This window comes from Streptomyces sp. SID5464 (genome assembly GCF_009862985.1).
GTDB lineage: Bacteria > Actinomycetota > Actinomycetes > Streptomycetales > Streptomycetaceae > Streptomyces > Streptomyces chartreusis_D.
Genome location: NZ_WWIQ01000022.1, coordinates 150,534 through 174,531 on the forward strand (window position 1 = coordinate 150,534; position 23,998 = coordinate 174,531).

Below are 23,998 nucleotides of genomic sequence, written 5' to 3' on the forward strand. Positions count from 1 at the left end.
CACTAGTTGCTGCGGTGGGTGCGAAGTCGCCCTCGCAAAGCCGCAGTTCGCTGGGCTTGACAGGCCAGAGGCTCCGCCCTCGCCGGGGCCGGAGCCTCTGCATCATGGTGGCCCGTCGGCCGGGCCGACGGTCACAGCTCCTTCGCGTACGTGTCCTGGTACGCCGCTCTTCCCCCGAACACGTTGAGGCCGATGTGTCCGTCGCTGTAGGTCGTGTCCGTCACGTCGATGATCCGGGTGCCGTTGAGGAACACCTGGATGCGGTCGCCCTCGGCCAGGATGCGGACGGGGTAGGTCGTGCGGCGGCGGACCAGGGACGGGACGCGGGCGAGGGCTTTGGCGTCGTCGAAGTAGCCGTCGGTCTTGGCGACCAGACGGATCACTCGTAGGTCGGGGTCGATGTTGAGGCAGTAAGCGTCGGCGCCGTCGGAGGAGGCGCGCCAGAGGAGGGAGAGGGCGCCGCCGGTGTCCGGGTCGGGGCCGCCAAGGCGGACCAAGGTGGTGAAGTCGACGTCCGTCAGCGTCCGTGCCGATATTGCGTTGGAGTCCTTGTCGAAGTTTCCGGCGTGGCCCGCGCTGTCCGTCGACCACTGGCCGGCCGGGGTGATCGTCAACTTGCCGAGGTCAGAGCGGAATTCACCGCCGGTCGGGGTAGCTACCGGTGGCTTCACCCGGTCCACCAGGCGGTAGGTGCTGTCCAGCCGGTGCACCTTGAGCGACTCGATGTGGGCGGTGCCGCCCTTGGCGTAGAAGGCCATGCCATCAGACTCGGGGGCCGGGAAGATCAGACTTGTCACGGCAGCCTGCCCGTCCGCGCCGAATGCCTCGACCGACGACGAGTCCACGTACACACGCAGAGTCACGCGTCCGTCGGCCGCTGTCATCGGCGCGGTCGTACGGCCCGCGAAGTACTGCGTGAAGTCGCTCAGGCCGGCTGCCGACCGATCCACGAACAGTTCGTTCGTGGCGGCGTTGTATCCGACCGTCGTGTGCTGGTCGTCGTCGGCGCGGAGCAGGAATCCGATCTCCGTGGCGGTGCCGAGGGTGATCTCGGCCTCGATCTCGTAGGCGATGCCCGTGACGCCCGCGAGCGGGTTCGCGGACACGGGGCCGACGGAGAGGTCGTTGCGGGTGGTGGTGGATGTGCGCAGGGTGGTCAGCTCCGAGATCGGGCGCTGCGCCAGCCGTACGCCGTCGGCGGTGTCTGTGAGGGTCAGTTCGCGGGGGATGCTGAGCTGGCCGTTCCAGGAACCAGTGGGGGCGCTGAAGGGGTAGTCCCAGTTGCTCATCCAGCCGAGCCAGACGCGCCGGTCGTCGGGCAGGCCGTAGAAGGACATGGCGGCGTAGTAGTCGCGGCCGGAGTCGGCGCGCAGGACTGTGCCGGCCTTCTGGTCGGGGGTGAAGGCGGTGCCGTTCCAGTCGCCGGTGAAGTACTGGGCGGCCGAGCCGTTCGTGGCGCGTACGGCGCCTGTGCTCAGGGTGAGGACCCACTTCACCTCGTTCTCGTCGCCGTCGACCGGGAGGGGGAAGAAGTCGGGGCACTCCCAGACGCCCGGTGTGACCCAGTCGCCGTAGCCGAAGGAGCTGACGTGGGTCCAGGTGAGGAGGTCGGTGGAGGTGAAGAAGCGGATGTGGTCGCCGCCGGAGACCACCATCAGCCACTGGTCGTGCGCCTCGTCGCGGATCACCTTCGGGTCGCGGAAGGTCCAGCCGGCGTCGGGGCCGCCTGGGTTCTGTACAGCCGGGGCCGACTCGCCGTGCAGGTGCCATGAGCGGCCCTTGTCCTGGCTGTACGCGATGCGCACGCTGGCGTTTCCGCCCGGCTTGTCGGGGTGGTAGCTGGTGTAGTACGCGATCAGGCCCGATCTGCCGTCGAAGAGGCCGGAGGTGTCATCGGCGTCCACGACCGCGCAGCCGGTCCAGCAGTGGCCGTACTCGTTCCAGGGCAGGGCGATCGGCAGAGGCTGCCAGTGGATCAGGTCGGTGCTGACCGCGTGCGCCCAGCGGCCCTCGTCCTGGTGGAAGAGGTGGTACTCGCCGTCGTGGTACAGCAGGCCGCAGGGGTCGCTGGTGCGGCCGCTGAGCTGTGAGTAGTGGTAGGTGGGGCGGTACGGCTCGGTGAAGTAGTCGGCCGTGCTCCTGGCCTGGACGTTTTGGAAGTACGACGTGCCGTGGGCGGCCGCGATGCCGACCGCGTCGCCCTTGGTGTGGGACACGCGGGTCTTGAGCGCCCGTACGCCGTCCACGTACACCTCGATGGTCCTGCCGGTGGCGCGGACCTCCACCCGGTAGGTGCGGCCCGCGGTGATACGGCGGACCGGTGCGGCGACCGTGGTGATGCGGGCGCCGGAGGTCCGGTCGATCAGGCTGACGGTGCTGCGGGTGGTGTCGAGGCGTGCTTCGTAGCCGCCGGAGCCGTTCGCGGAGGCGCGCAGGAGCAGGCCGGCGGAGGCCGAGGGGCCGCTCGGCGTGATGTCGGCGCGCACTATCGCGTCGCCGTGCGCGAAGGGGGCTGTGCGCAGACCGCTGTCGCCTCGGATGCCGCGTAGGTCCGGGGTCCAGGTGCCGGATCTGGTCGTCCACCCCTGGATGTCGGTGGCGAGGTCGGCGGCGGCGATGTTGTCGAAGGATGCTGCGCCGTCGGAGACGAGGACGCCGAGCCGGCCGGATGTGTGTGCGGAGTCGCGGGCCGTGATGGCGGGGGCGTAGCCGTCGGGTGAGAGGAAGTTCGTCTGCCAGTGCACGCGCAGTTCGCGGCCTTCGGCCTCGATGCGCAGCCGGTAGACGGATCCCGCCTTGATGGTGGTGTTGTACGTGCCGAGGGTGACGTTTCCGTCGATGTGGAAGAGCCTCAGCCGCCCCTGTCCGGGGTCGACCTGGACGCCGTAGCCGCGAGTGCCGCTGGCGTTGGCGCGCACGAGCAGGGTCGCGACGGCTGACGCGTCGTGGAGCATGAGGTCGGTCTGGAACGCGGTGTCGTACGCCTGGGTCGCGGCGATGGCACGGGCGGTGCCACCCTCGGGAGCTTCGGCCCGCCAACCGAGCGGTGTCGCCGTCCATGTGCCACCGCCGGTGGTCCAGCCGGTCAGATTGGTGGTGACCTCGGACAGGGCGGGCGGGCCAAAGACGACGGTGCCGGTGCGGGCGAGCAGGCCCACAGCGCCGGAGTCGTAGCGATGGTCCTCGACATGGATGCATCTCTTGCCGTCGACGAGGATCGTCAAGTCGGCCCCGTCGACGGTGACTTCGAGGTCGTACGAGGCTCCGGTCCGTGCCCCTGCCAGCTGCGAGGTGGCGATGGTGTGGCCGTCGGCCAGATCCAAGAGTCGTACGCGTTCCCGATCAGGGTCCACGGCTGCTGCGTATCCGGTGGAGCCGTCCACGGCGGCGCGGAAGACCAGCGCGCCCACAGCGCGGCGGGATGTGGGGGTCACCTGGGCGGCGTAGGCCCCCTTGGCGGCGAGCTGCTGCTCGGAGAGGGCGAGGGCACCTTCGCCTGTGGTGCTGGTGGTCTTCCAGCCGCCGTCAGCGGTGCGGTTCCACGTGCCAGTGACGGGGAGGGGGTCGGGGATGGAGGTCTGGGCGGAGGTGTTCTCGAGAAGGGTGGAGGCTGCCCCGCTGGTGCGTGGGGCGGCCTGCACTGACGGGACACCGCCGGCGAGGGGCAGCAAGGTGATTCCTCCGGCGAGCAGGAGGGTACGACGGGACACGCTCATGGCGGCTCCTCGAAGAAGTGAAGGGTGGGCCACGGCCCGGGGGGACGTCCACCCCCCGGGCCGAAGCCGGATGTAAGACCGTCACGGCCACAGCGGCCGGGGTCCGTCGGGGAAGGCCGACGCCATCTGCCAGGCGTCGAACCGCTCCAGGGTCACGTCGCCGTCGGCACCGATGCCGACGCCGACGGCCTCGTCGGGGCGGGTGGGGTAGAGGCGGGCGGTGAGAGGGCGACCGTTGGCGAAGACCTCCAGGGCGGAGTGGTCGATGAGGACGCGCAGGTCCACGCGGCCGTCGTCGCCCAACGGCAGGCCGCCGTACCGGGGTTCGGTGTCGACGGTCGGGTCGAGGCTGCTGTTCTCGCGGTGCAGGCGCAGGGTGCCGACCGTTCCGTCGTGCGCCCTGCTCACCTCCACGACCGTGCGCTCGGCGCCGTCCGGTGTTTCGCGGACCACGAGGCGGGCGGTGGCTCCCGGGGCGAGGCGCAGGGTGGTCTCGATGTCGAGTTGGTCTCCGCGCACGCGGTGCAGCTGGGTGTAGGGAGAGGTCAGCGGGCCCGCCGCCACCTGCAAGTGGTCCTTCCTCAGCAGGCCCAATTCCGGAACCGGCGCTTGGATCAGGTTGCCGTTCGCGTCGAGCGTGACGGCCCTGGGCAGGGACATCACGCCGCACCAGCCGGCCTGGGCGTTCGCCTCGTCGGTTCGGCCCTCCTGGAGCCAGCCGAACATGATGCGGCGGCCGAGGTCGTCGCGGGTGGACTGGGGGGCGTAGAAGTAGCGTCCGCCGTAGTCGAGACGGTGGAGGGCGGTCGGGGTGAAGGTGTCGCCCTCGTAGCGGCCGGTCCAGTACAGGGGGTGATGGGTGGTGCCCTCGTCCCAGGCGGAGAAGACCAGCACATCGGTGCCGCTGGCCTCCCCGTCCTCGCCGAGCCGGAAGAGGTCGACGCACTCCCACATCGTGCCGGTCCAGTCGAGCTCGCCCCGGTTCTGCGAGGCGTCGCCGGTCAGCAGGGGGCCGACGTACCGCCAGGTGCGCAGGTCGTCCGACTCGTACAGGAAGGCCGTTCCGCCAGCGCCCCGGATGCCCGAGCCCACCAGCTGCCGCCACACCACGTCTTCACCCGAGCCCTCCCGCCAGACACAGTGGTCGCGGAATGCGGTGATGTCCACGCCCTCGGGCGGAGCGGTGATGACCGGGTTGGCCCGGTCCTTGGTCCAATACTTCAGGTCTGCGGATCCCCTTGCCAGGCAAGGGAGTTCATGTTCCCCGTGGCGGCCGGAGTAGACGAGAGTGGGCACTCCGCCGTCGTCGACGAGGACTCCGGACCAGCAGCCGTCGCGGTCGGGGCCGTCGGTGCCGGGGACGAGGGCGACCGGTTCATCGGTCCAGTGGACGAGGTCGGTGCTGGTGGCGTGGCCCCAGTGGATGCGGTGGTGGGCGGGCGCGAGCGGGTTGTACTGGTAGAAGAGGTGGTATACGCCGTCCCACTGGGACAGCCCGTTGGGGTCGTTGAGCCAGCCACCGGGCGAGGTGAAGTGGAATCGGGGGCGGTGGGGGTCGCGCAGGGCGCGCTCGGCCAGCCCCTCGGCGATGGGAGTGCCGGAGGGGAGGGTGAGGTCGTGGGTCATGCGGCGGTGGTCTCCGCTTTCTCGGTGTCGTCGGTGGCCTCGCCGTCGGGCCGGTCGGTGGCCTTGAGGACGCGGCGGGCGATGTCGGAGGCGGGCGCGCGTAGGTGGCAACGCACCCAGTGCGGTTGTCCGTCGTCTTCGCCGACGATGTGGCGGACGGGTTCGATGCGGCTGCACGTGCCGTCGTCGTACGGGCAGGACGTGGGGTTGAGGATCTCTTCGCGCAGCCGGGCGCGCTCGACGGGGTCGTAGCTCCCGGCCCGCTCCGGGTCGGGAACGGCGGACAGCAGCAGTCGGGTGTAGGGGTGGGCGGGGGCGTCCATGACGGCCAGGGCGTCGCCGCCCTCGACGAGTTCGCCGGCGAACATGACCATCGTGGTGTCCGCGAGGTAGCGCGCGGAGCCCAGGTCGTGCGTGATGTAGAGCATGGCGATGTTCCGCTCATCGCGCAGGCGCCGCATCAGGTTGAGCACGCCGACGCGCAGGGAGACGTCCAGCATCGAGGTCGGTTCGTCGGCGAGGATCAGCCGGGGCTCGACGGCGAGGGCGCGGGCGATGGCGACTCGCTGGCGCTGACCGCCGGAGAGTTCGTGCGGGTAGGACTGGAGCATGTCCTCGGTCAGGCCGACCGTCGTCATCAGCTCGCGCAGCGCCTCGGGGGTGGCCTGATGGCCGTGCAGGACCAGAGCCCGGGTGAGGAAGTGCTCGATGCGGTGGACGGGGTTGAGCGAGCCGAAGGGGTCCTGGAACACCATCTGGACCTTGCGGCGGTACGCCCGTGACGCCCGGCGCCGCTCGCGGCGCAGGACGTCCTCGCCGTCGAGCAGCACCTGTCCGGAGGTGGGCTGTTCGAGGCGGGCGAGGCAGCGGGCGATGGTGGACTTGCCGCTGCCGGACTCGCCGACCAGGGCGGTGATCCGGCCGGCCGGGAGGTCGAAGGACACGTCGTTGACGGCCCGGACGCGGCGTCGGGAGAAGACGGTGCCGACCTGGAAGTCCTTGGTCAGGCCGCGTACGGACAGCAGGGGTTCGGTCATCGGGAGGCTCCTTCCGGACTGCGGGCCTCGCTGCGGGCCACCCAGCGGCCGGGCGCGACCTCGCGCAGGTCGGGGATGTTCATGGAGCAGTCCGAGCGGTCCTCGGGGCAGCGGGCGTGGAAGCCGCAGCTGTCGGCGGTGCGCGGGGCATCGAAGAGGCCGGTGAGTTCGCGGCGCGGGCCGGTCAGCGGTGGGAAGGCGTTCATCAGCGCCTCGGTGTACGGGTGCAGCGGCTTGCTGAACAGGTCCTTGGCGTCGGCGAGTTCGACGATCCGTCCGCCGTACATCACGCCCATGCGGTCCGACAGCTCGACCATCAGGGACATGTCGTGGGTGATGAAGAGGATGGAGAAGCCGAGTTCCCGCTGGAGGTCGCGGATCTGCGCCATGATCTCCTGCTGCACGACTACGTCGAGCGCGGTGGTCGGCTCGTCCATGATCAGCAGCCGGGGGCGCAGTGCGACGGCCATGGCGATGACCACGCGCTGGCGCATACCGCCGGAGAGCTGGTGCGGGTATGCCTTCAGCCGGTCGGGGTCGATGCCCACCAGCTGAAGCAGCTCGCCGGCCCGCTCCCGCGCGGCCCGCTTCTTCATCCGCTCGTGGGTGGTGAAGATGTCGACGATCTGCTCGCCAATGGTGAGGACGGGGTTGAGGGAGTTCATCGCCGACTGGAAGACCATGGCGATCTGCCGCCACCGGAAGGCACGCAGCTCGCGTGCGTCCAGGGCGAGGACGTCCCCGCCCTGGAAGCGGATGCTGCCCGCGGTGATCTCCGCCGGTGGCTTCAGCAGCCGCATCACCGCGTTGGCGATGGTCGACTTGCCGCAGCCGGACTCTCCGGCGAGGCCGAAGATCTCACCCGCGCCGATCTCGAACGACACGTTGTCCGCTCCCACGACCGTACGGCCGTCGCCGCGGTACTCGACCCGGAGGTCACGCACCTCAAGTACGGGGTCCATGGCTCAGCCCCTCCTCTTCTTCACGGAGCGCAGCCTCGGGTTGGTGATCTCGTCGACCGCGTAGTTGACCAGCGCGAGCCCGAAGGCGACGAGCGCGATGCACAGTCCGGAGGGGACGAAGACCCACCACGTGCCGGTCATCAGGGCGCCGTCGCTGCTGGCCCAGTACAAGTTGGTGCCCCAGCTGACGACGCTGCTGTCGCCGAGGCCGAGGAACTCCAGTGCCGCCTGGGACGTGATGCCGAAGACAACACAGCCCAGCAGCGTGGTCATCACCACGGACGCCATGTTGGGCAGGATCTCCCGGAACATGATCCGCAGCGGTCGCTCCCCGGTGACGACGGCCGCGGCCACGAAGTCCTTGCCGCGGATCGACCTGGCCTGGGCGCGCAGCACCCGGGCGGAGCCCGCCCAGCCGGTGACCACCAGGACCAGGACGACCGTGGAAGTTCCCGGGGGCAGGAACGCCGCGAGGATGACCAGCAGTGGCAGGCCGGGCAGCAGCAGGAAGACGTTGGTCATGAGGGTCAGCGCGTCGTCCACCAGCCTGCCGAAGTACGCGGACGCGAGGCCCACCAGGATGGCGACGCCGGTCGCCGCGAGTCCGACGGTGAACCCGACGAACATCGAGGAGCGGGAGCCCCACAGGGTGAGGGCGAGGACGTCCTGCCCCTTGGTGGTCGTACCGAGCCAGTGCGCTCCCGAAGGGGGCTGGCTGCCGGTGGAGTTGATCAAGGACGGGTCGCCGGGGGCGAGGACGGGCGCGAGTAGCGCCAGAGTCGCGAAGACGGCGAGCAGGCACAGCCCTGACAGTGCCTTTTTATTGCCGAGGAGTTGGCGTGCCAGCCCGTGGCGCCGGCCCGACTCCCGTACGGGGCGTGCTGACGGGGCCGTGGCCGGGGTCTCGCCCGCGATGTCTACGGCGGTCATTTCTGAGGCTCCCTTCAGCGGACGCGCACGCGCGGGTCGAGGCGGACGTAGACGATGTCGACCAGGAAGTTCGCCAGGAGCACGGCTGCCGTGATGGTGAGGAAGATGCCCTGCATCAGCGGGTAGTCGAGGCCCTGCACGGCTGCGAGGAGCTGGAAGCCGATGCCGGGGTAGGCGAACACGACCTCGGTGAGCAGGGCGCCGCCGACAACGAAGCCGAGACCCATGCCGAAGTTGGTGACGGAGGGAAGCAGTGCGTTGCGGGCGGCGTAGCGGAACATGATGCGTGAAGGGCTCAGGCCCTTTGCCTCGGCCATGGTGATGTAGTCCTCGGCCGCCGTGGCGATCATGGTGTTGCGCATGCCGAGCATCCAGCTGCCGACGGTGACGGCCACGACGGTGAGCGCCGGGAGTACCAGGTGGGTGCCGGCGTTCGAGATGAACTCGGCGTTGAGGCCGGGGGTCAGACCCGCGTCGTACGCGTGCCGCAGCGGGAACCAGCCGAGCGTCACCCCGAACAGGTACAGCGCGCCCATCGCCAGCCAGAAGTACGGGAACGAGCCGACGAAGATCAGCAGGGGCGGGAAGGCGGAGTCGAGGAAGCCGCCCCGCCGCCAGGCGGCGAGGACGCCGAGCAGGTTGCCGACGACGGCCGCGACGACGAGGGCGGTACCGCCGAGCAGCAGCGTCCAGCCGATCTGCGAGCCGATCACCTCGGAGACCGGGGTCGGGAAGCGGGAGATGGAGATGCCGAGGTCGCCGGTGAAGACGCTCTTGACGTAGGAGATGTATTGCTCCCACAGGGGGCGGTCGTCGAGGCCGAAGAGTTTCCGCAGCTGGGCTATCTGCTCGGGCTGCATCCCACCTGCCTGCTGCGCGAACATCCGGGAGACCGGGTCGCCCGGCATGAAGCGCGGAAGCAGGAAGTTGATGGTGATGGACGCCCAGAAGGCGAGCAGATAGAACCCCAAGTTGCGCAGGATGAGACGCACTGCTCGTGCTCCCTGTCGATGGGGGGTGAACGGGGATGCGGTGCGCGGGGGGGGCGGCCGTCCGAGTCGGGGAGGAGGACGGCCGCCGGTCCGCGCGGACCCGCGTCAGCTCTTGACGGGCTTCAGCGAGGTGAGCACGAGGATCGTGCTGGCGTTGCGGTTGCCGAGAGTGGCGTACGGGTTGTCCTCCGACGGCCAGCCGGTGAAGCGCTTGTCGGTGTACGCGCCGAACTCGGGTCCGGTGAACAGGGGCACCGCGGGGGCGTCCTCGTTGTACAGCTTCTGCAGGGCGTCGACCTGCTCGCGCTGCGCGCTCTCGTCCGTGGCGGCGGCGAAGGCGTCGATGAGCTTGTCGGCCTTCTTGTCGGCGAACCGGTGGTAGTTCTGCGTGGCCTTCTCTCCGACGGGCTTGAGCATCCCGCTCGACATCACGTCACGGAAGTACTCGTACGGGGTGGCACCGTTGTTGCTCCACACGATGCCGGTGTCGAAGGTGCCCTGCTCGTACGAGCTCACCACGGCCGCCCAGTCGGGCGTCTTCACGGTGGCGGTGATGCCGACCTTCGCGAGGTTCTGCTTGATGATGTTCGCGGCCGAGATCCAGTCGGAGGATGCGGAGCCGACGGAGATGTCGAGCGTGAAGTCCTTGCCGTTCTTCAGCTTCCGCTTGCCGCCGCTCTCCTTGTAGCCGGCCGCGTCAAGGGCCTTGGCCGCCGCGTCGGTGTCGTACTTCGTCCAGGTGCAGGAGGCGGCGAGGTCCTTGTCGCGCCACTTGTCGTACGTGCGGGCCAGGCCCGTGCAGTCGGCGGGTTCGGCATAACCGTTCATCGCGACCTTGGTGATCTGGTCGCGGTCGACGGCCATGCTGAGCGCCTTGCGCACGGCCGGGTCGTTGTAGGGCGCCTTCGTGGTGTTCAGCTGCCAGTTGATCATCGCGCCGGCCGGCGGGAACCAGTAGTGGTTGTGCTCCTTGTCCTTGGCGACGAAGGACTTCTCGATGTCCGGGATGAACGACTGCGTCCAGTCGACCTCGCCGTTGGTGAAGGCGAGGTTGGCGCTGTCATTGCCAGAGAAAGCGAGCATCCGGATGCCGGCAATCTGCTGCTTGGCGGGCTGCCAGTAGTCGGGGTTCTTGCGCAGCTCGTACGACTGTGCCTGGAACTTCTCGATCTTGGTGTACGGGCCGGTGCCGACCGGGTTCGGGTTGGTGAACTTCGCCGGGTCCTTGACCTTGGACCAGATGTGCTTCGGCATGATCTGCTGACCGGCGATCTCCCAGAAGCCGGGCGAGAAGGGCTTGTTGAAGGAGAACATCACCGTGTGCTCGTCGACCGCGGTGACCTTGTCGAGGTACTCCAGGCCGCCGAGCACCTTCTTGCGCAGCTCGAAGGTGTAGACGACGTCGTCGGCGACGAGCGGCTTGCCATCCGACCACTTGACGCCCTCGCGGAGCGTGAAGGTGAGGGACTTGCCGTCCTTCGCCTCCTCCCACTTGGTGGCCAGCCACGGCGTGTCCTTGGCGTCCGCCATGCTGTGCACGACCAGCGGCTCGTAGACGGCCTCCTTGGTCATGGGGGCGGCCTGCGGGGAGAGCGGGTTGAAGTTGCGCGTGAACGTCGCCAGGTCCTCGCGCGGGATGGTGAGCAGCTGGTTGCCGGAGGTGTCACCGGCGCCGGCGGCGCCCGAGCCACCTGTGCAGGCGGACAGGACCAGGGCTGCGGCGGCGGTCGCGGTGGCCGCTCTCAGGACAGGGCGCAGCCGCCGTGAAGGTATGCGGGAGGGTGCCATAATGAAGACTCTTTTCCTCTCTTCAACACACAGGACGAAGACGGGGATGGGATTCCTCGGCGGACTGATTCGCGGTCAGACCGACGAGCGTTCGAGCAGCGGGCAGTCGATCGTCACCCGGTGGGTGTCGAGCGGCTGCCCCGCTGCGAGAGCGGCGAGCATGTCGACGCCCTTGGTGCCCATGGCCTCGAAGGGCAAGGCGAGCGTCGTCAGCTTCGGCCGCAGGTAGGCGGCGATGAGTTCCTGGTTGTCGAACCCCACCACGGCCACGTCGTGCGGGATGCGCAGGCCACGTTCCTTGATCGCGTCATAGGCGCCCATCGCCATTCGGTCGTTGCCGCAGAACAGCGCGGTCGGCCGGTCGCCGGCCGGGCGGTCCAGCAGTTCGCAGGCGGCGGTGTAGGCGCCGTCGGCAGTGGCGAAGCCGGGGATGACGAGAGAGGGGTCGGGGGTGATCCCGGCCTCGCGCAGGGCACGCTCGTACCCCTCGCGCCTGCCGATGGCGGCCGGGATCTCCGGGTCGAGGTTGATGAACCCGATGCGGGTGTGCCCGGCATCCAGGAGCCGGCGGGTCGCCTTGTAACCGCCCGACGCCTCGTCGGGCAGGATGCACGGCAGCTCCCCTTCCGCGTCGTAGCAGTTGACGAGAACCGTCGGCACCTCACGGGCCGCCTTCGGCAGGCTGACGGCCCGGTGCCAGGTCGTGGCGTACAGGAGCCCTTCCACCCGGTGCTCCAGCATCTGATCGAGCGCGGCGGCCTCCTGCGCGGGGTCACCCTCGCTCGCCGCGATCAGCAGGAACCTCCGATCACCCCAGGCGCGGCTCTGCGCACCCGTGATCACCTCGGCGGCGAAGGGGCCGGTCACGATCTCGGTGATCAGCCCGAACCACCCACTGCGGTTCGCGGCCAGCGCCCGCGCCCCGGCGTTGGGCCGGTAGCCCAGCTCGTCGATCGCCTCCAGGATCCGCCGACGGGTCTCGTCGGGGATGGCGGCGCCGGGCTTGTCGTTGAGAACGAAGGAGACCGTGGTCCGCGAGACACCCGCGCGGCGCGCCACATCGCTCATGGTCACGCGATGCGACTTGTTCGTGGCCACTTCCAGTCCCCTTCGGCCGTCCGGAGGCGCGACATCGCCTCCGGTTTCGCGCTTTAATAACGCGCGTTACTTCCATGTGGCACGGAAATTACGTCCGTCTTGAGCGGCATGTCAATACCTGCGCACGGGCTGCATCAGGCCACTCGCCCGGCGCCCTTCGCTACCCGCGCTCTTCCTGAGAGAGGCAGACAGTCACCATGGCCCGAGCCCAGGCCCCCAACAGCGTCACCGTCCTCGGCGAGTGCGTCGCCGACGTCTTCACCGACCCGGCCAGATCGGGCCCCGACGAACTGGCGCTGCGGGCCCTGCCCGGTGGCGGTCCCGCCAACACCGCCGTGGCCCTCGCCCGGCTCGGCACTCCCACCCGCTTCCTCGGACGGTTCTCCAACGACGTCTTCGGCACCCTCTTCCGGGCCCGCCTCAGCGACTCCGGCGTCGACCTGACCGGCAGCGTGACAGCCCCCGAGCCCAGCACCCTGGCCGTCGCCGACCTCGACGCGACCGGCCAGGCCACCTACACCTTCTACGCCGACAGCGCCGCCGACTGGCAGTGGACGGCCGACGAACTCGCCGGCACCGCGTATGAGGGCACCGTCTGTCTGCACACCGGGTCCCTGGCACTGATACGCCAGCCCGGCGGCAGCCACATCGAGGACCACCTCGCCCGGGCACGCGAGCACGTCACCGTATCCATCGACCCCAACGTCCGCCCCCTGCTCGTACCGCCCTCCGCCTACCGCGAACGGCTCCCCCGGTGGTGTGCCCTCACCGACATCCTCCGCCTCAGCGAGGATGACCTGGCGCTGCTCCTGCCCGGCGCCGGCCCCGAAGAGGCTTGCGACACCTGGCACGCCGCCGGCGTCCGCCTAGTGGTCATCACCCTCGGCTCACGCGGCGCCCTCGCCTCCCTCGACGGCCGCCGTGTCACCGTCCCCACCCCGGCCGTCGACGTCGTCGACACCGTAGGCGCCGGGGACTCCTTCACCGCGGGCCTGCTGCACTGCCTCGCCGTCCTCGGACACCTCGGCGGCCGACTCGACCGGCTGAGCCTCGACGAGGTCGCCGACTCCTGCTCGTTCGCCGCCCGCGTCGCTGCCCTGACCTGTTCCATCGCCGGTGCCAACCCGCCCCGGGCGGGCGAATCGGGACCGGGGACCGGCATCGAACAGCTCCTGCCGCATGCCTGAACACGAAGTGCCCGTTCCGGCAGCGATGACTGCGGGAACGGGCACCGAATCCCGACGGGGCTTCCTCATGCATCCATGGTTCGCCGCCGCTCGTCGGCCGATTCACGCAGCTGCTGCCGTACCTCGGCGTCGATGCCCTGGGCCAGCTTCCGCTGGTGCTTCGCCGTCGAGTGCTGGTAGATCAGCTGGGCCCGCTCCGAGGACTGGCCGGCGCGGACCATGAGGTCCTTCAGCTTGGCGCCGGTGTCAGCCGCCAGGGTGTTGCCGGTGTGGCGGAGGTCGTTGAAGCGGAAGTTGTCCGGCATCCCCGACCACCTGCTCACCGCCCCACCACCGCGCCCCGCTCGCCGGTCGGCCGGACACCTCCGGCTGCTCTACGCCGGGCGCCTTACCGCAGAGAAGGGCATCGAGTCCCTTCTGCGCGCGATGTCCGTCGCCCAGGCCGTCGAACTGAGCATCGCAGCACCTCGCCACCAGTTCCACGGCCTGACTCCGCTCCTGCGCCTCCTCAAGGTCCACGTCCGCTACCTCGGCTGGCTCAGCCGTCCACAGCTGTGGAAAGCCTTCGCCGATCATGACGCCCTCGTCATGCCCTCGACCACCCTCGAAGCCATGGGCCTGGTCGCGCTTGAAGCCCAAGCCTGCGGACTGCCGGTCATCTACCAGCCCGTCCCCGGCCTGAGCGACACACTCGCCTCAACGGGCCTGGCCACCGACTTCACCAACCCGGCCGCGCTCGCCCAGGACCTCAACCGGCTCCGCAGTACCTCCGGCCTCCTGCCCGCCCTCCAGGCAGCAGGCCGCACCAACGCCGCCCACTACCCCCTCACCGCCACGGCAGCGGCCCTGAACGACCTCGGCGAACAGCTCGCCTGACCACCCACGCCGTAACGGGTCTGCACCCGGCTCGTCACTACGCTGAGCGCCGGGACACCACACGGCACGGCCCACGATCGATCGGGAGACCATGGCGCTCGACCTCGACACCGACCGCATCCACCAGCTCCTCCACGACGGCGTCCGCGACAAGATCTACCCCGGCGCCGTCTGGGCCATCGGCGACAGCCTCGGAACCACTGCCAGCGGGACCGCGGGCGTCCTGGATCCCGAACTGCCCAGCGACCCCATGCGGCACGACACCGTCTTCGACGTCGCGAGCCTCACCAAGATCCTCGCCGTATGGTCGACCGTCGGTTGCCTCGTCGACGACGGCAAGCTCCAACTCGACACGCCACTGGGCGATTTCTGGCCCGAGGTGAGCGGGCACCCCCTGGCGCAGGTGACCGCTCGCAACCTGCTCACCCACACCGCCGGCGTCCCACTCCGGGCCAACCTGAAGCACCTGTACGGCACCGATCCCCAGGACATCCGCGACGGCGTCCTCCGCGAGGCCCTCCACCGGCCGCCAGGCCAGGCGGTCGAGTACACCGACCGCGCAGCCCTCATCCTCGGCTACCTCGCCGAACACGTCTCCGGCCAGACTCTCGACGCCCTCGCGGCCAGCCGCGTGTGGCAGCCCCTCGGCATGACACAGACCAGCTTCGGGCCACTGCCCACCGACACGGCCGCACGCTGTGCACCCACCGAACTCGACGACGCCACGGGCACGCATCTGCGCGGCACCAGCGGTAGCGCAGAGACTCCGCCCGCCGGGTACCTGGGGTGGATCCTCTACGATCACTCCGCAGGTCGGCTCGACTGGCGGTCACAGCTCCTTCGCGAAGGCGTCCTGGTACGCCGCCCCCTCCGAACACGTTGAGGTCGACGTGTCCACTCGTATAGGTCATCTCCGTCACTTCGGTGATCCGCGCGCCGTTCAGGAGCAGCTGGATGCGGTTCCCCTCGGTGCGGATGCGATCGGATCACGGGGCATCGAGAACTCCATGACCTAATCGGAGCCAGCTGGTGCGTCGATGATCTCAATGCTGGTCACACCGGTTGGTTGAGCCACGTACGCGGGAGAGAGCATCGCCGCACTGAGGAGATCGCGGTCAGGCCGGCGCCGAAGGAGGCCAGGTCGGACTGGACGCGGTTCGCGTTCGAAGTGACCGACGCGGACTTCCCGGCCCGGCTGGACGGGCCGGGCCGGCATCCGTTGATCTGCTGACCGATCGACGGGGTTGTCGATGAGCGGTGAGCTCAGGGATACGAGACCACGTTGGACGGGATGGTCGATGTGCCTGATGTCGGGGTGCCGGTGTCGTTGATGACGTGCTCGTACTGGCCGTTGCCGCCGAGCGAGACGACCAGGAGGTGGTGGAATTTCACGCCCGGTGTGTTCGGGGCAACGAAGCCGTTGTGCTGGACGATGGTCGGGTCGACGTTGTAGTTGCAGTAGCTGCCGAGGCCCCATGCCTCGTGTGTCGTCACCGAGTCGGCCACTTTGTAGGCCGCGTAGCCGTTGACGGAGCCGTTCTGGATGGCCGCCTGGTTCGGGGCGTCGTACGCCTTCTCGTTCTGGAAGAAGATGGTGCGGCCGCGCTGTCCGTTCCATTGGACGTCGTACTTGTTGAAGTGCTCGACGAACAGGCCGGTGGCGAGGACGTCGTCGCCGTTCACGACGACGCCGTAGTCGGCCCGGTTGGTCTCCCAGCCCACGCCGTCACCGTGGTCGGCGCGCCAGAGCCAGGTGTGGTCGATGATGGTGTGACGACTGTTGATCACCATGCTGGTGGTTGCCTTCCCGGGGCCGGTTCCACCGATGCGGATGAATACGTCCTGCACGGTGATCGGGTTGGCGCTGTGGCCGGCCGAGCATCCGGGTTCGCCGACTTCGAGCAGGGTGCGGGAGTTGACCGGTCCGGCATCGATGAGGAAGCCGGCCAGGCGCACTCCGTCGACGTCGGCGACCTTGAGGGCGGTGACGCCGTTGTTCGGGATCAGCGTGGCGTAGCCGAGTCCGAGCACCACTGTGTTGGGCCGCCTGACGCGGACCGTCTCGTCGAGGTGATAGATCCCAGGGGTCAGCAGCAGGTGGAGTCCCTGGGCGAGTGCCCGATTGAGAGTGGCCGCCGTGACACCCGGTTTGGCCACGTAGAACCGCGACAAGGGCAGTGAGGTGCCTCGCGGCGTGCCGTTGCCCCAGCTGACCCCGCGGGCGTAGGTGCGCTTCGCGGGCAGGAAGACCCGGTACTCGCTTCCCCGCAGGTAGAGGAACGGCTTCTCCCGTGAGATGGGGGTCGTGTCGAGTGTGGTGTAGGGCGGGTTGGGGAAGCTCTGCGCGGGCGCGCCCTGGACGCCGGAGAACACCATGTTCCAGACAGCGTTGAGCCAGCCGCCGATGACGCTGTCGCGGGTGTACCACTGCTGCTGCGAGTACGGTCCGACGTGGCCGTCGATGCGGCTGTCGGCGATGTAGCCGCCGCTGGCCCAGCCGTAGCCGGTGGGGGCGAGGTTGAGGTTCCCGCGGACGTGCATGCGCCGGAAGGGCGCCGCCTGGGAGACGGCCCAACGGTTCGTGGCGTTGGCCGGTACCACCGCGAGGTTCTCGGCGGACCGCCAGAAGTTCGACGTGGCCTTGCCGCCGTTCCATTCGGCGTCGACGGTGATGTCCCCGTTGATGGTCGTCTCGTCGGGAGTCAGCCCGAGGCCGGCGATGGAGGTGTGGAACCCGATCCGGGCGTTGAGCCCGTTGTAGGTGCCGGGCTTGAACAGGAACGCGTACCGGCCGGTGCCGAACTCGTCCGACTCCTGCTGGTGGAACACCTCGTCCAGTTTGGACTGGATGCCGGGGGTCGACGGGTCGAAGACGATGACGTTCGGGCCGAGATCACCGCCGCCGGGCAGGGGCCGCGGCGGCTTGGTCTGTGGGGCGGCTGACGCCGGCCCGGGAAGGGTGACTGCCACGGCGGCGGCCGCGGCACCTGCCGCACCGAGAACGGTGCGGCGGGCGACGGCTGGACGTCCGGGCGAGGAGGAATTCGAAGCAGGGGTCATGGGACTGTCTCCTGGTTCAGATATGAGGGGACAAAGTGGGTGGAGAGTGCGATCTCAGGTCGAGTGGTTGATTCGGGAACGGCAGGAGCGCGGCGGCCTGGCGGAACTGGGGGTCGCGGGGTCGTCGTCCTCCACGGCCGGGATGTTCTGCCGGAATTCGCGGTAATCGCACGCTGGTTGGGCGGCGTTTACGCCGCGCGGCCTTTCCCGTTGAGCGTGTCGGTGCCGTATTCCTTGATCTCGAGCGGCAGGAGCTGCCATGCGTCGATCGAGTAGTTGAGCTGTGCGCCGGGCGCGGTGTGCGCCTGCAGGTGCCAGGGGCCTTCGCCCACGGGGTAGAAGCGCACGGTGAGTACCTGGCCGGTCGAGAGGAAGATCTCGGCGATGGAACGGTCAACTACGACGCGCAGGTCGACCGGCCGACCGCTGGGGCAGGGCATCGTGTAGGTGCCGCCGCGGGCGCGCGGGTCCAGTGAGGCGTGGTCGCGGATCACGACCAACTGGCCTGCGTCGGCGTCGAGGAGGATGTCGAGGTACTCGGAGTCGTCTGGAGCGGTGACCAGTCGCAGGCCGGTCTTGCCGGTGGCTTCGAGACGGGCCGTGAGGTCGAAGCTGCGGCTGACTTCGCCCAGGTCGACGGGAGCGGAGCCTGCGGCCAGCCCGGCTGCGTGGACGGTACGTTCCCCGCGCAGTGCGAGCAGTTCCGCGGCGGGCCGCTGGTGCATCCGGCCGTCCTCGGTCAGTTCTATCTCTCGGGGGAGCGTGAGCGTTCCGGCCCAGCCTTCGGCCTCCGACCACTCCTTGTTGCGGGCTTCCCACGACCAGCCCCACAGCAGCCATCTGCCACCGGGTGCGCGCAGTAGAGCGGGGGCGTAGAAGTCCGGGCCGTGGTCCAGGAGTTGGGGCGGGCCTGCTTCGAAGACGTCGCCGCGGTCCTCGCCGATCAGGGCCAGCACGCCTTGCGGGCCGTCGCGTTCGTACCAGCCGGAGAGGATGAGGGCGCCTCGCCCGGAGGCCGCCGGGAGGTACTGGGGGCACTCCCAGCCTTCGCCGGTGAGCAGTCCGGCGTCGCCGACGGGCTGTGGTGCACGGGCGGAGAAGGGTCCCCGGTAGGTCCAGGTCTGCAGGTCCGGTGAGTCGTACAGCAGGGCCGCGGCGCGGCCGTCGGCGAGTGCGGCGCCGACCAGCATCCGCCAGGTGTTCCCGTCCTGCCAGACGTAGGGGTCGCGGTACATGGTGGTGCCGTCGGGCGGCTCGGGTATGAGCAGGTCACCGCGGGGGCGGAAGGTCAGGCCGCCGTCGCGGGAGATGGCGGTGGTGATCAGCTGGTGCTGCGGACGCTCCTGGCGGTGCGCGGAGTAGAAGGCGACGATCCGGTCGCCGTCGGAGACGGCGTTGCCGGAGAAGCAGCCGTCGGCGTCCTCGCCCCCGGGGGTGGGGGTGAGGGCGATCGGCAGGGGTTCCCAGCTCACCAGGTCGGGGCTGCGGAAGTGGCCCCAGTGCATGTTGGCGTGGTCGGTTCCGTGCGGGTTGTACTGGTAGCAGACGTGGTAGTGGCCGTCGTGGTGGACCAGCCCGTTGGGGTCGTTGATCCAGTTGTGGGGCGGGCGCAGGTGCGCGACGGGACGGTGCCGGTCGCGGTCAAAGGGCGCGGTGGACACACGCGTGCCTTTCGAGGTGTTGGAGAGCGTCGGAGGGGTGAGGGTGGCTCAGCGGAAGGAGCCGGCCACGATGCCCTCGACGAAGTACCGCTGGGCGGCGAGGAAGATCAGCACGCTGGGGATCAGGGCGATGATCACTGCGGCGAGCACGATGGAGATGCTGCCGGTGCCCATGTTTCCCTGCAGGGTCACCAGGCCCAGGGGCAGGGTGAAGTTGTCGGTCGACTGCAGGAAGATCAGCGGGCGGAAGAATTCGTTCCAGTAGGCGGAGAAGGTGAGCACTCCCAGGGTGGCCATCGGGGCGCGCGCCATGGGGGCGTAGATGCGGGCGAAGACCTGGAAGTGGGAGGCTCCGTCCACCCGTGCCGCCTCGCCGAGTTCGCGTGGCATCTGCAGGAAGTACTGCCGCATCAGGAAGGTACCGAAGGCGCCTCCGACGGCGGGCAGGACGAGCGCCATGCGGCTGTCGGTCAGGCCCAGGTACTTGATGATCAGGAAGACCGGGATGATGGTCGTCTGGATCGGGACCATCATGGTGGCCAGGATGACGGCGAACAGGGCCTTGTTGCCGCGGAAGCGGACCATGGCGAAGGCGTAGCCGCTCATCGTGGAGGTGATGAGCTGGCCGACCACGATGAGTCCGGTGACGATCACGCTGTTGAGGAAGAACGCGGTGAAGGGGACCTTGTCGAAGACGGCCTGGTAGTTCGACCAGACCGGATCCGTGGGGATCCACTGCGGCGGATTGTCGAAGGACGTGGCCGGGGTGCGCAGGGAGGTGGCCAGGGCCCACACGAGCGGTGCCACCACCAGCGCGGCCGTAACTGTTAGCACGGTGAGCGACAGCAGGCGTCCGATCCGGACCCGGCGGCGCCGGCGCGGGGCGCGGGCGGTGGTTGCGGGCTGCTTGTCGAGGATGGCGGTCACGAGTAGAACACCCACTTTCGACTCACCGTGAACTGCACGGCCGTGATGATCAGCAGGACGGCGAACAGCACCACGGAGATGGCCGAGGCATAGCCGAACTGGAGGTTCTGGAAGGCCGTCCGGTACACGAGCAGCACGGTGGTGTAGGTCGACTCGCCGGGGCCTCCCTTGGTCATCACGTAGGGCTGGTCGAACAGCTGCATCGTGTTGATCAGTCCGACGGTGGAGGCGAACAGCACGGTGGGGCTGATGAGGGGCAGCTTGATCCGCCAGAACATGCGGGCGGGCGATGCGCCGTCGATCTGCGCGGCCTCCAGGACGTCGCCCGGTACGGAGCCCAGGGCGGCGACGAAGAGGATGAAGGTGAAGCCCAGCTGCTGCCACACGGCGACCAGCACGATGGTGGCCGTCGCTCCCCCGGTGGAGCTCAGCCACGAGACCTCGGGCAGGTGAAGCAGGTCCAGGTAGTAGTTGATGACGCCGAACTGGTCGTTGAACACGTACGCCATCACGATCGAGATGGACGCCGCGGAGGCCAGCATCGGCAGGAAGAACGCCGCGCGGAAGAGGTGCTGCACGATCTTCGACGCCCGCTGGGCGACCAGCAGCGCCAGTCCCAGGCCGAGGGCGACCTGGAGGAACACAATGATCACGGCGAGACCGGAGGTCACCAGCAGCGAGTGGGTGACCGTCTCGTCGCTCAGCACCGCGTCGAAGTTGTCCAGCCCGACGAACTCGGGGCTGGAGATGGCGTCCCACTTGAAGAGGGCCAGGACGAACGAGGCGAGGATCGGCGCCACGGTGAACACGACGACCACGACCAGGGCGGAGGCCACCATGGCGTAGCCGAACAGGGTCTCGCGGCGGGCGCGCCGGTTCTGCGCGCGGCGACGCAGCGCCGCGCTCTGCTCTTCCTGTTGCTCGGGAGGGCGGCCGGACCACGCGCCCGACGGGGCGGACACGCGGCCACGGTTCCGTACAGCCTGTGAAGCCTGTGACATCGACGCCTCACCCTGTCTTCATGGCGGTCTCGAGGTCGCTCTGCAGACCGTCCAGGGCCGCCTTCGCCTTGCCCGAGGACATCGCCTCGGTGGTGCGCTTGTTCAACGCGATGGCCATCGCCTGGTAGTACGGCGGGGCCGGGATCGGCGCGGTCTCGGGGAACTTGGTGAGGGTGTCGTAGAAGACGTGCCAGTTCTTGGGACCGGTGGTGGAGTACCTCTCGGCCGTCATCATCGACTTGCGCGGGAACGTGGTGGTGTTGCCCGGCATCAGCACGTCCAGGTTCTTCGCGGACACCAGGGACTTCACGAACTCCCAGGCGAGATCCTTGTTCTTGGACGACTTGAGGATGCCGTAGCCACCCGCGCCGAACAGGTGCCGCTGACTGCGCCACTTGGGGAAGTACTGCACGTCGAAGGAGCCTGTCTTCATGCCGGCGTTGTGCAGGCCGCCCGCCCAGAACCCGCCGCCGACCGACATGCCGATCTTGTTGCTGGCGAACAGGCCCTGCAGCGTGGCGCCGCCACCGACGTCAGGCTTGGCCGACAAGCCCTCCTTCTGCAACTGGATCATGTAGTCGAGGGACTCGACGACCGGAGCGGAGTTGGCGGTCGGATCCCCCCAGCGCCAGCCGCCCTTGCGGCCGGCCGCGGCGGGGTCGTTCGGGTAGAAGGTGTTCCACAGCCAGTCGCCGCCGTCCCACTTGCCCTCCGTCAGCAGGTTGCCGCCGTTGGCGTACATCCACGACGTCCAACTGCCCCACAGCCGCACCACCCAGTTGTAGGGGACGGCCGAACCACCCTTGCGGGCAATCTTGGTGGCGATGTCGTAGAAGTCGTCCTTGGTCCAGTCGTCGGCCGGGCGCCCCACCCCCGCCTTATCGAACAGGGAGGTGCTGTAGAACATGTTGCCGGCGTTGAAATCGGTCGGCAGTTCGTACAGGTGGCCCTGGTACATCATCGCTTCGATCAGCGCCGGGTGGACGTCGGCGAAGTACGACTTGAGCTGGGACGCGTCCCGCTTCACATAGTCGTCCAGCGGTTCGGCCAGGCCCTTGGCCGCGAAGAGCTGCAGGCCCTCGGTGGCGACGGAGGCGATGTCGGGAGCGTTGCCGGCGGCGATCTGGGTGAGCAGCTTGCTGAAGAAGTCGTTCCAGTCCGTGCCCGAGATGCCGGTGAACTTCACCTTCATGCCGGGGTGCGCCTTCTCGAACGGCGCGGCCACCTTGCTCAGCTTGTCCGCGGACGCCTGGTCGGTGAAGACCAGCACGTTCAGCACGTTCGAGGCGGAAGAGCTCGACGAGCCGGAGGAACAGGCGGAGGCCAGCCCGCCCACGCCCGCTGCCGCGGCGGAGGCGACGCCGGCTCTCAGCACGCCACGGCGGCTGAACGGCTCCTTGAAAATGCCAGAGGACATGTGTGTACCCTCACTGTGTTCCAAGTACTGACAGGGATGACGACCGGTTGCGACGGTCGCCTGTCGTTGTGTGAATGCTTCGCCGTCCCGGGTTCAGAGCCGGGGCGGCGAAGTGACCGATGCCCGCGCCACCAGCGGGCAGTGCAGCACTTCCTGTGCGACCGGGCCTGGTGGCGAACCCGGCGTTCCGGTGAGCGCGAGCAGTTGTGCGACGGCCCGCGCCCCCATCTCGTAGTGCGGGAGCTGGACCGTGGTCAGCTGGGGGTAGAGGGCCTCGGCGACCAGCTCCTGGTTGTCGAACCCCACGACAGACAGGTCGTGAGGGATGGACAGTCCCAACTCGGCGGCAGCCCGGTAAGCGCCGGCGGCCATCCGATCGGTGTAGCAGAACAACGCCGTCGGGCGCTGCTCCGCCGTCAGCAGACGCCGGGCGGCCCGGTAGCCCGAGTCCACATCACCGCCGACCGTGTCGAACGGCACCGCCGTCTCGGCGGCGACCAGGGACGGGTCGTAGGGGATGCCGGCCTCGGCCAGCGCCTTGCGGTAGCCCTCCAAGCGGCCCTCCCGGGCGGGAAGGTCGCGGGTCTGCACGGTCACACCGATCCTGCGGTGCCCGTGGTCGATCAGCTCGCGCACCGCGGTGTAACCGCCCTGGACCTCGTCGGGCACCACGAAGGGGACGGCGGGGTCGTCGCAGCGCGCGTCCAGCAGCGCGGTGGGCGTCGAGCGCAGCGCCTCGGGCAGTTCCACGATGCGGTGGTACATGGCCGCGTACAGCACGCCGTCCACCTGCCGCTGGAGCAGCATCTCGATGCTGGTGCGCTCCAGTTCCGCATCGCCGCTCGTGTTGACCAGCAGCAGCACCAGGCCCTGGGCCGCGGCGGCCTCCTGGGCACCCAGGATCATCCGGCCGGCGTGGGGGGTGGTGGCGATCTCGTCGCTGACGAAGCCGATGGTCTGCGAGCGCTGCGTCGTCAATGCCTGCGCCAGACTGTTCGGCGCGTATCCGAGCTCCTCGGCGACCCGCCAGATGCGCTGCTGGGTCTCCTGGCTGATCCGCTTGCCCTCGACCCGGTTGAGGACGTTCGACACCGTCGCCTTGGACACGCCTGCCGCGGCAGCCACGTCCTTGATCCCGATCCGGCGCACCATCATCCCCGCCCATACTGGTTGAAACTGGGTTGCCTAACCGGTTAGGCAACCATGTGCACATGAGAGTGCCTTCGGCCAAAGCTCCTGTCAATGGCTGGTTACAAACTCATGTCCAGGCATTTGCGCGGGGGGGTGCGTACCCACGGTCCCGGGGCGCCGTCGGCCGACCCTCGGACGGGAGCCGGAGGCGGAGGACTGGCGGCGGCACTACTCGCCTTCCCTCGACGGCCGGCCCCGTTTGCCCCGCACCGGGGGCCGGCCGTCGACCAGCGGCAGAAGCTGGGTGATGTCGTTGCGGTGCCCGCCAGTGTGCGACACGCGCAGCGGGGTGCCGTGGGCATCGTCAGCACATGATGCTTCGAGCCCGGCCGCGCACGGTCAACCGGACTCGGACCGACTTTTGGGCTGCTCCCCCCCCGCTTGGCCGGCACATGCGAGGAGTCCACGGTGACGCGGGAGAAGTCCAGGCGGTCCGCCGCCCGCAGCACCCGCTGAAGCTCCTCCCACACATCGGCCTCCTGCCATTCAGCCAGCGGCCGCCAGCAGGTAAGCCGCCATCAGGCCGTAA

At 69.0% G+C, this 23,998-nt stretch carries 15 protein-coding genes and 4 pseudogenes; 3 read left to right on the forward strand and 16 right to left on the reverse strand.

Annotated features, from left to right (window positions below; all coding sequences use genetic code 11):
• Positions 1–131: 131 nt before the first annotated feature.
• The 8 genes from GTY47_RS16260 to GTY47_RS16295 form a co-directional block, all read right to left on the reverse strand.
• Positions 132–3,716 carry a glycoside hydrolase family 32 protein gene (locus GTY47_RS16260; RefSeq protein WP_010032162.1) on the reverse strand — a complete coding sequence of 1,195 codons (3,585 nt, stop codon included), beginning with the start codon at positions 3,714–3,716 and terminating at the stop codon, positions 132–134.
• A gap of 81 nt (positions 3,717–3,797) precedes the next feature.
• Positions 3,798–5,342, reverse strand: coding sequence for a glycoside hydrolase family 32 protein (locus GTY47_RS16265; protein ID WP_010032163.1), 1,545 nt, complete (start codon positions 5,340–5,342; stop codon positions 3,798–3,800).
• Complete coding sequence (locus tag GTY47_RS16270; RefSeq protein ID WP_010032165.1) at positions 5,339–6,379, reverse strand: ATP-binding cassette domain-containing protein; 1,041 nt, start codon at positions 6,377–6,379, stop codon at positions 5,339–5,341. The genes GTY47_RS16265 and GTY47_RS16270 overlap by 4 nt, the downstream gene beginning before the upstream one ends.
• A complete protein-coding gene (locus GTY47_RS16275; protein ID WP_010032172.1) occupies positions 6,376–7,341 on the reverse strand; it encodes an ABC transporter ATP-binding protein in 966 nt (321 codons plus the stop codon). Before GTY47_RS16275 ends, GTY47_RS16270 begins: the two co-directional genes overlap by 4 nt.
• A gap of 3 nt (positions 7,342–7,344) precedes the next feature.
• Positions 7,345–8,271, reverse strand: a complete 927-nt coding sequence (locus tag GTY47_RS16280; protein ID WP_010032174.1) for an ABC transporter permease — start codon at positions 8,269–8,271, stop codon at positions 7,345–7,347.
• A 14-nt stretch (positions 8,272–8,285) separates the two neighbouring features.
• Positions 8,286–9,263 (reverse strand): ABC transporter permease, encoded by a 978-nt coding sequence (locus GTY47_RS16285; RefSeq protein WP_010032176.1) that lies wholly within the window; start codon positions 9,261–9,263, stop codon positions 8,286–8,288.
• Between the two features lie 105 nt (positions 9,264–9,368).
• Positions 9,369–11,051 carry an ABC transporter substrate-binding protein gene (locus tag GTY47_RS16290; protein ID WP_010032177.1) on the reverse strand — a complete coding sequence of 561 codons (1,683 nt, stop codon included), beginning with the start codon at positions 11,049–11,051 and terminating at the stop codon, positions 9,369–9,371.
• 75 nt (positions 11,052–11,126) lie between these two features.
• Positions 11,127–12,119 carry a LacI family DNA-binding transcriptional regulator gene (locus GTY47_RS16295; RefSeq protein ID WP_050810140.1) on the reverse strand — a complete coding sequence of 331 codons (993 nt, stop codon included), beginning with the start codon at positions 12,117–12,119 and terminating at the stop codon, positions 11,127–11,129.
• A gap of 227 nt (positions 12,120–12,346) precedes the next feature.
• On the opposite strand from GTY47_RS16295, the gene GTY47_RS16300 reads away from it, so the two are divergent.
• A complete protein-coding gene (locus GTY47_RS16300) occupies positions 12,347–13,336 on the forward strand; it encodes a carbohydrate kinase (RefSeq protein WP_010032181.1) in 990 nt (329 codons plus the stop codon).
• Between the two features lie 65 nt (positions 13,337–13,401).
• On the opposite strand, the pseudogene GTY47_RS16305 reads toward GTY47_RS16300, so the two are convergent.
• Positions 13,402–13,644, reverse strand: a pseudogene (locus GTY47_RS16305) (site-specific integrase); the annotation flags it as partial.
• On the opposite strand from GTY47_RS16305, the pseudogene GTY47_RS16310 reads away from it, so the two are divergent.
• A pseudogene (locus GTY47_RS16310) lies at positions 13,637–14,212 on the forward strand (glycosyltransferase family 4 protein); the annotation flags it as partial. The pseudogenes GTY47_RS16305 and GTY47_RS16310 sit on opposite strands and share 8 nt — an antisense overlap.
• Positions 14,213–14,303: 91 nt before the next feature.
• A pseudogene (locus GTY47_RS16315) lies at positions 14,304–14,960 on the forward strand (serine hydrolase domain-containing protein); the annotation flags it as partial.
• A gap of 515 nt (positions 14,961–15,475) precedes the next feature.
• On the opposite strand, the gene GTY47_RS16320 reads toward GTY47_RS16315, so the two are convergent.
• The 7 genes and pseudogenes from GTY47_RS16320 to GTY47_RS40255 form a co-directional block, all read right to left on the reverse strand.
• Positions 15,476–17,272, reverse strand: a complete 1,797-nt coding sequence (locus GTY47_RS16320) for a hypothetical protein (RefSeq protein ID WP_029180630.1) — start codon at positions 17,270–17,272, stop codon at positions 15,476–15,478.
• A gap of 188 nt (positions 17,273–17,460) precedes the next feature.
• Positions 17,461–18,933, reverse strand: coding sequence for a glycoside hydrolase family 32 protein (locus GTY47_RS16325; protein WP_010032190.1), 1,473 nt, complete (start codon positions 18,931–18,933; stop codon positions 17,461–17,463).
• A gap of 48 nt (positions 18,934–18,981) precedes the next feature.
• Positions 18,982–19,860, reverse strand: a complete 879-nt coding sequence (locus GTY47_RS16330) for a carbohydrate ABC transporter permease (RefSeq protein WP_010032191.1) — start codon at positions 19,858–19,860, stop codon at positions 18,982–18,984.
• Positions 19,857–20,822 (reverse strand): sugar ABC transporter permease, encoded by a 966-nt coding sequence (locus GTY47_RS16335; protein ID WP_010032192.1) that lies wholly within the window; start codon positions 20,820–20,822, stop codon positions 19,857–19,859. The genes GTY47_RS16330 and GTY47_RS16335 overlap by 4 nt, the downstream gene beginning before the upstream one ends.
• Before the next feature lie 46 nt (positions 20,823–20,868).
• Positions 20,869–22,278, reverse strand: coding sequence for a sugar ABC transporter substrate-binding protein (locus GTY47_RS16340; RefSeq protein WP_029180632.1), 1,410 nt, complete (start codon positions 22,276–22,278; stop codon positions 20,869–20,871).
• 93 nt (positions 22,279–22,371) lie between these two features.
• Complete coding sequence (locus tag GTY47_RS16345; protein ID WP_197709814.1) at positions 22,372–23,403, reverse strand: LacI family DNA-binding transcriptional regulator; 1,032 nt, start codon at positions 23,401–23,403, stop codon at positions 22,372–22,374.
• Between the two features lie 252 nt (positions 23,404–23,655).
• Positions 23,656–23,978, reverse strand: a pseudogene (locus tag GTY47_RS40255) (transposase); the annotation flags it as partial.
• Positions 23,979–23,998: the final 20 nt, after the last annotated feature.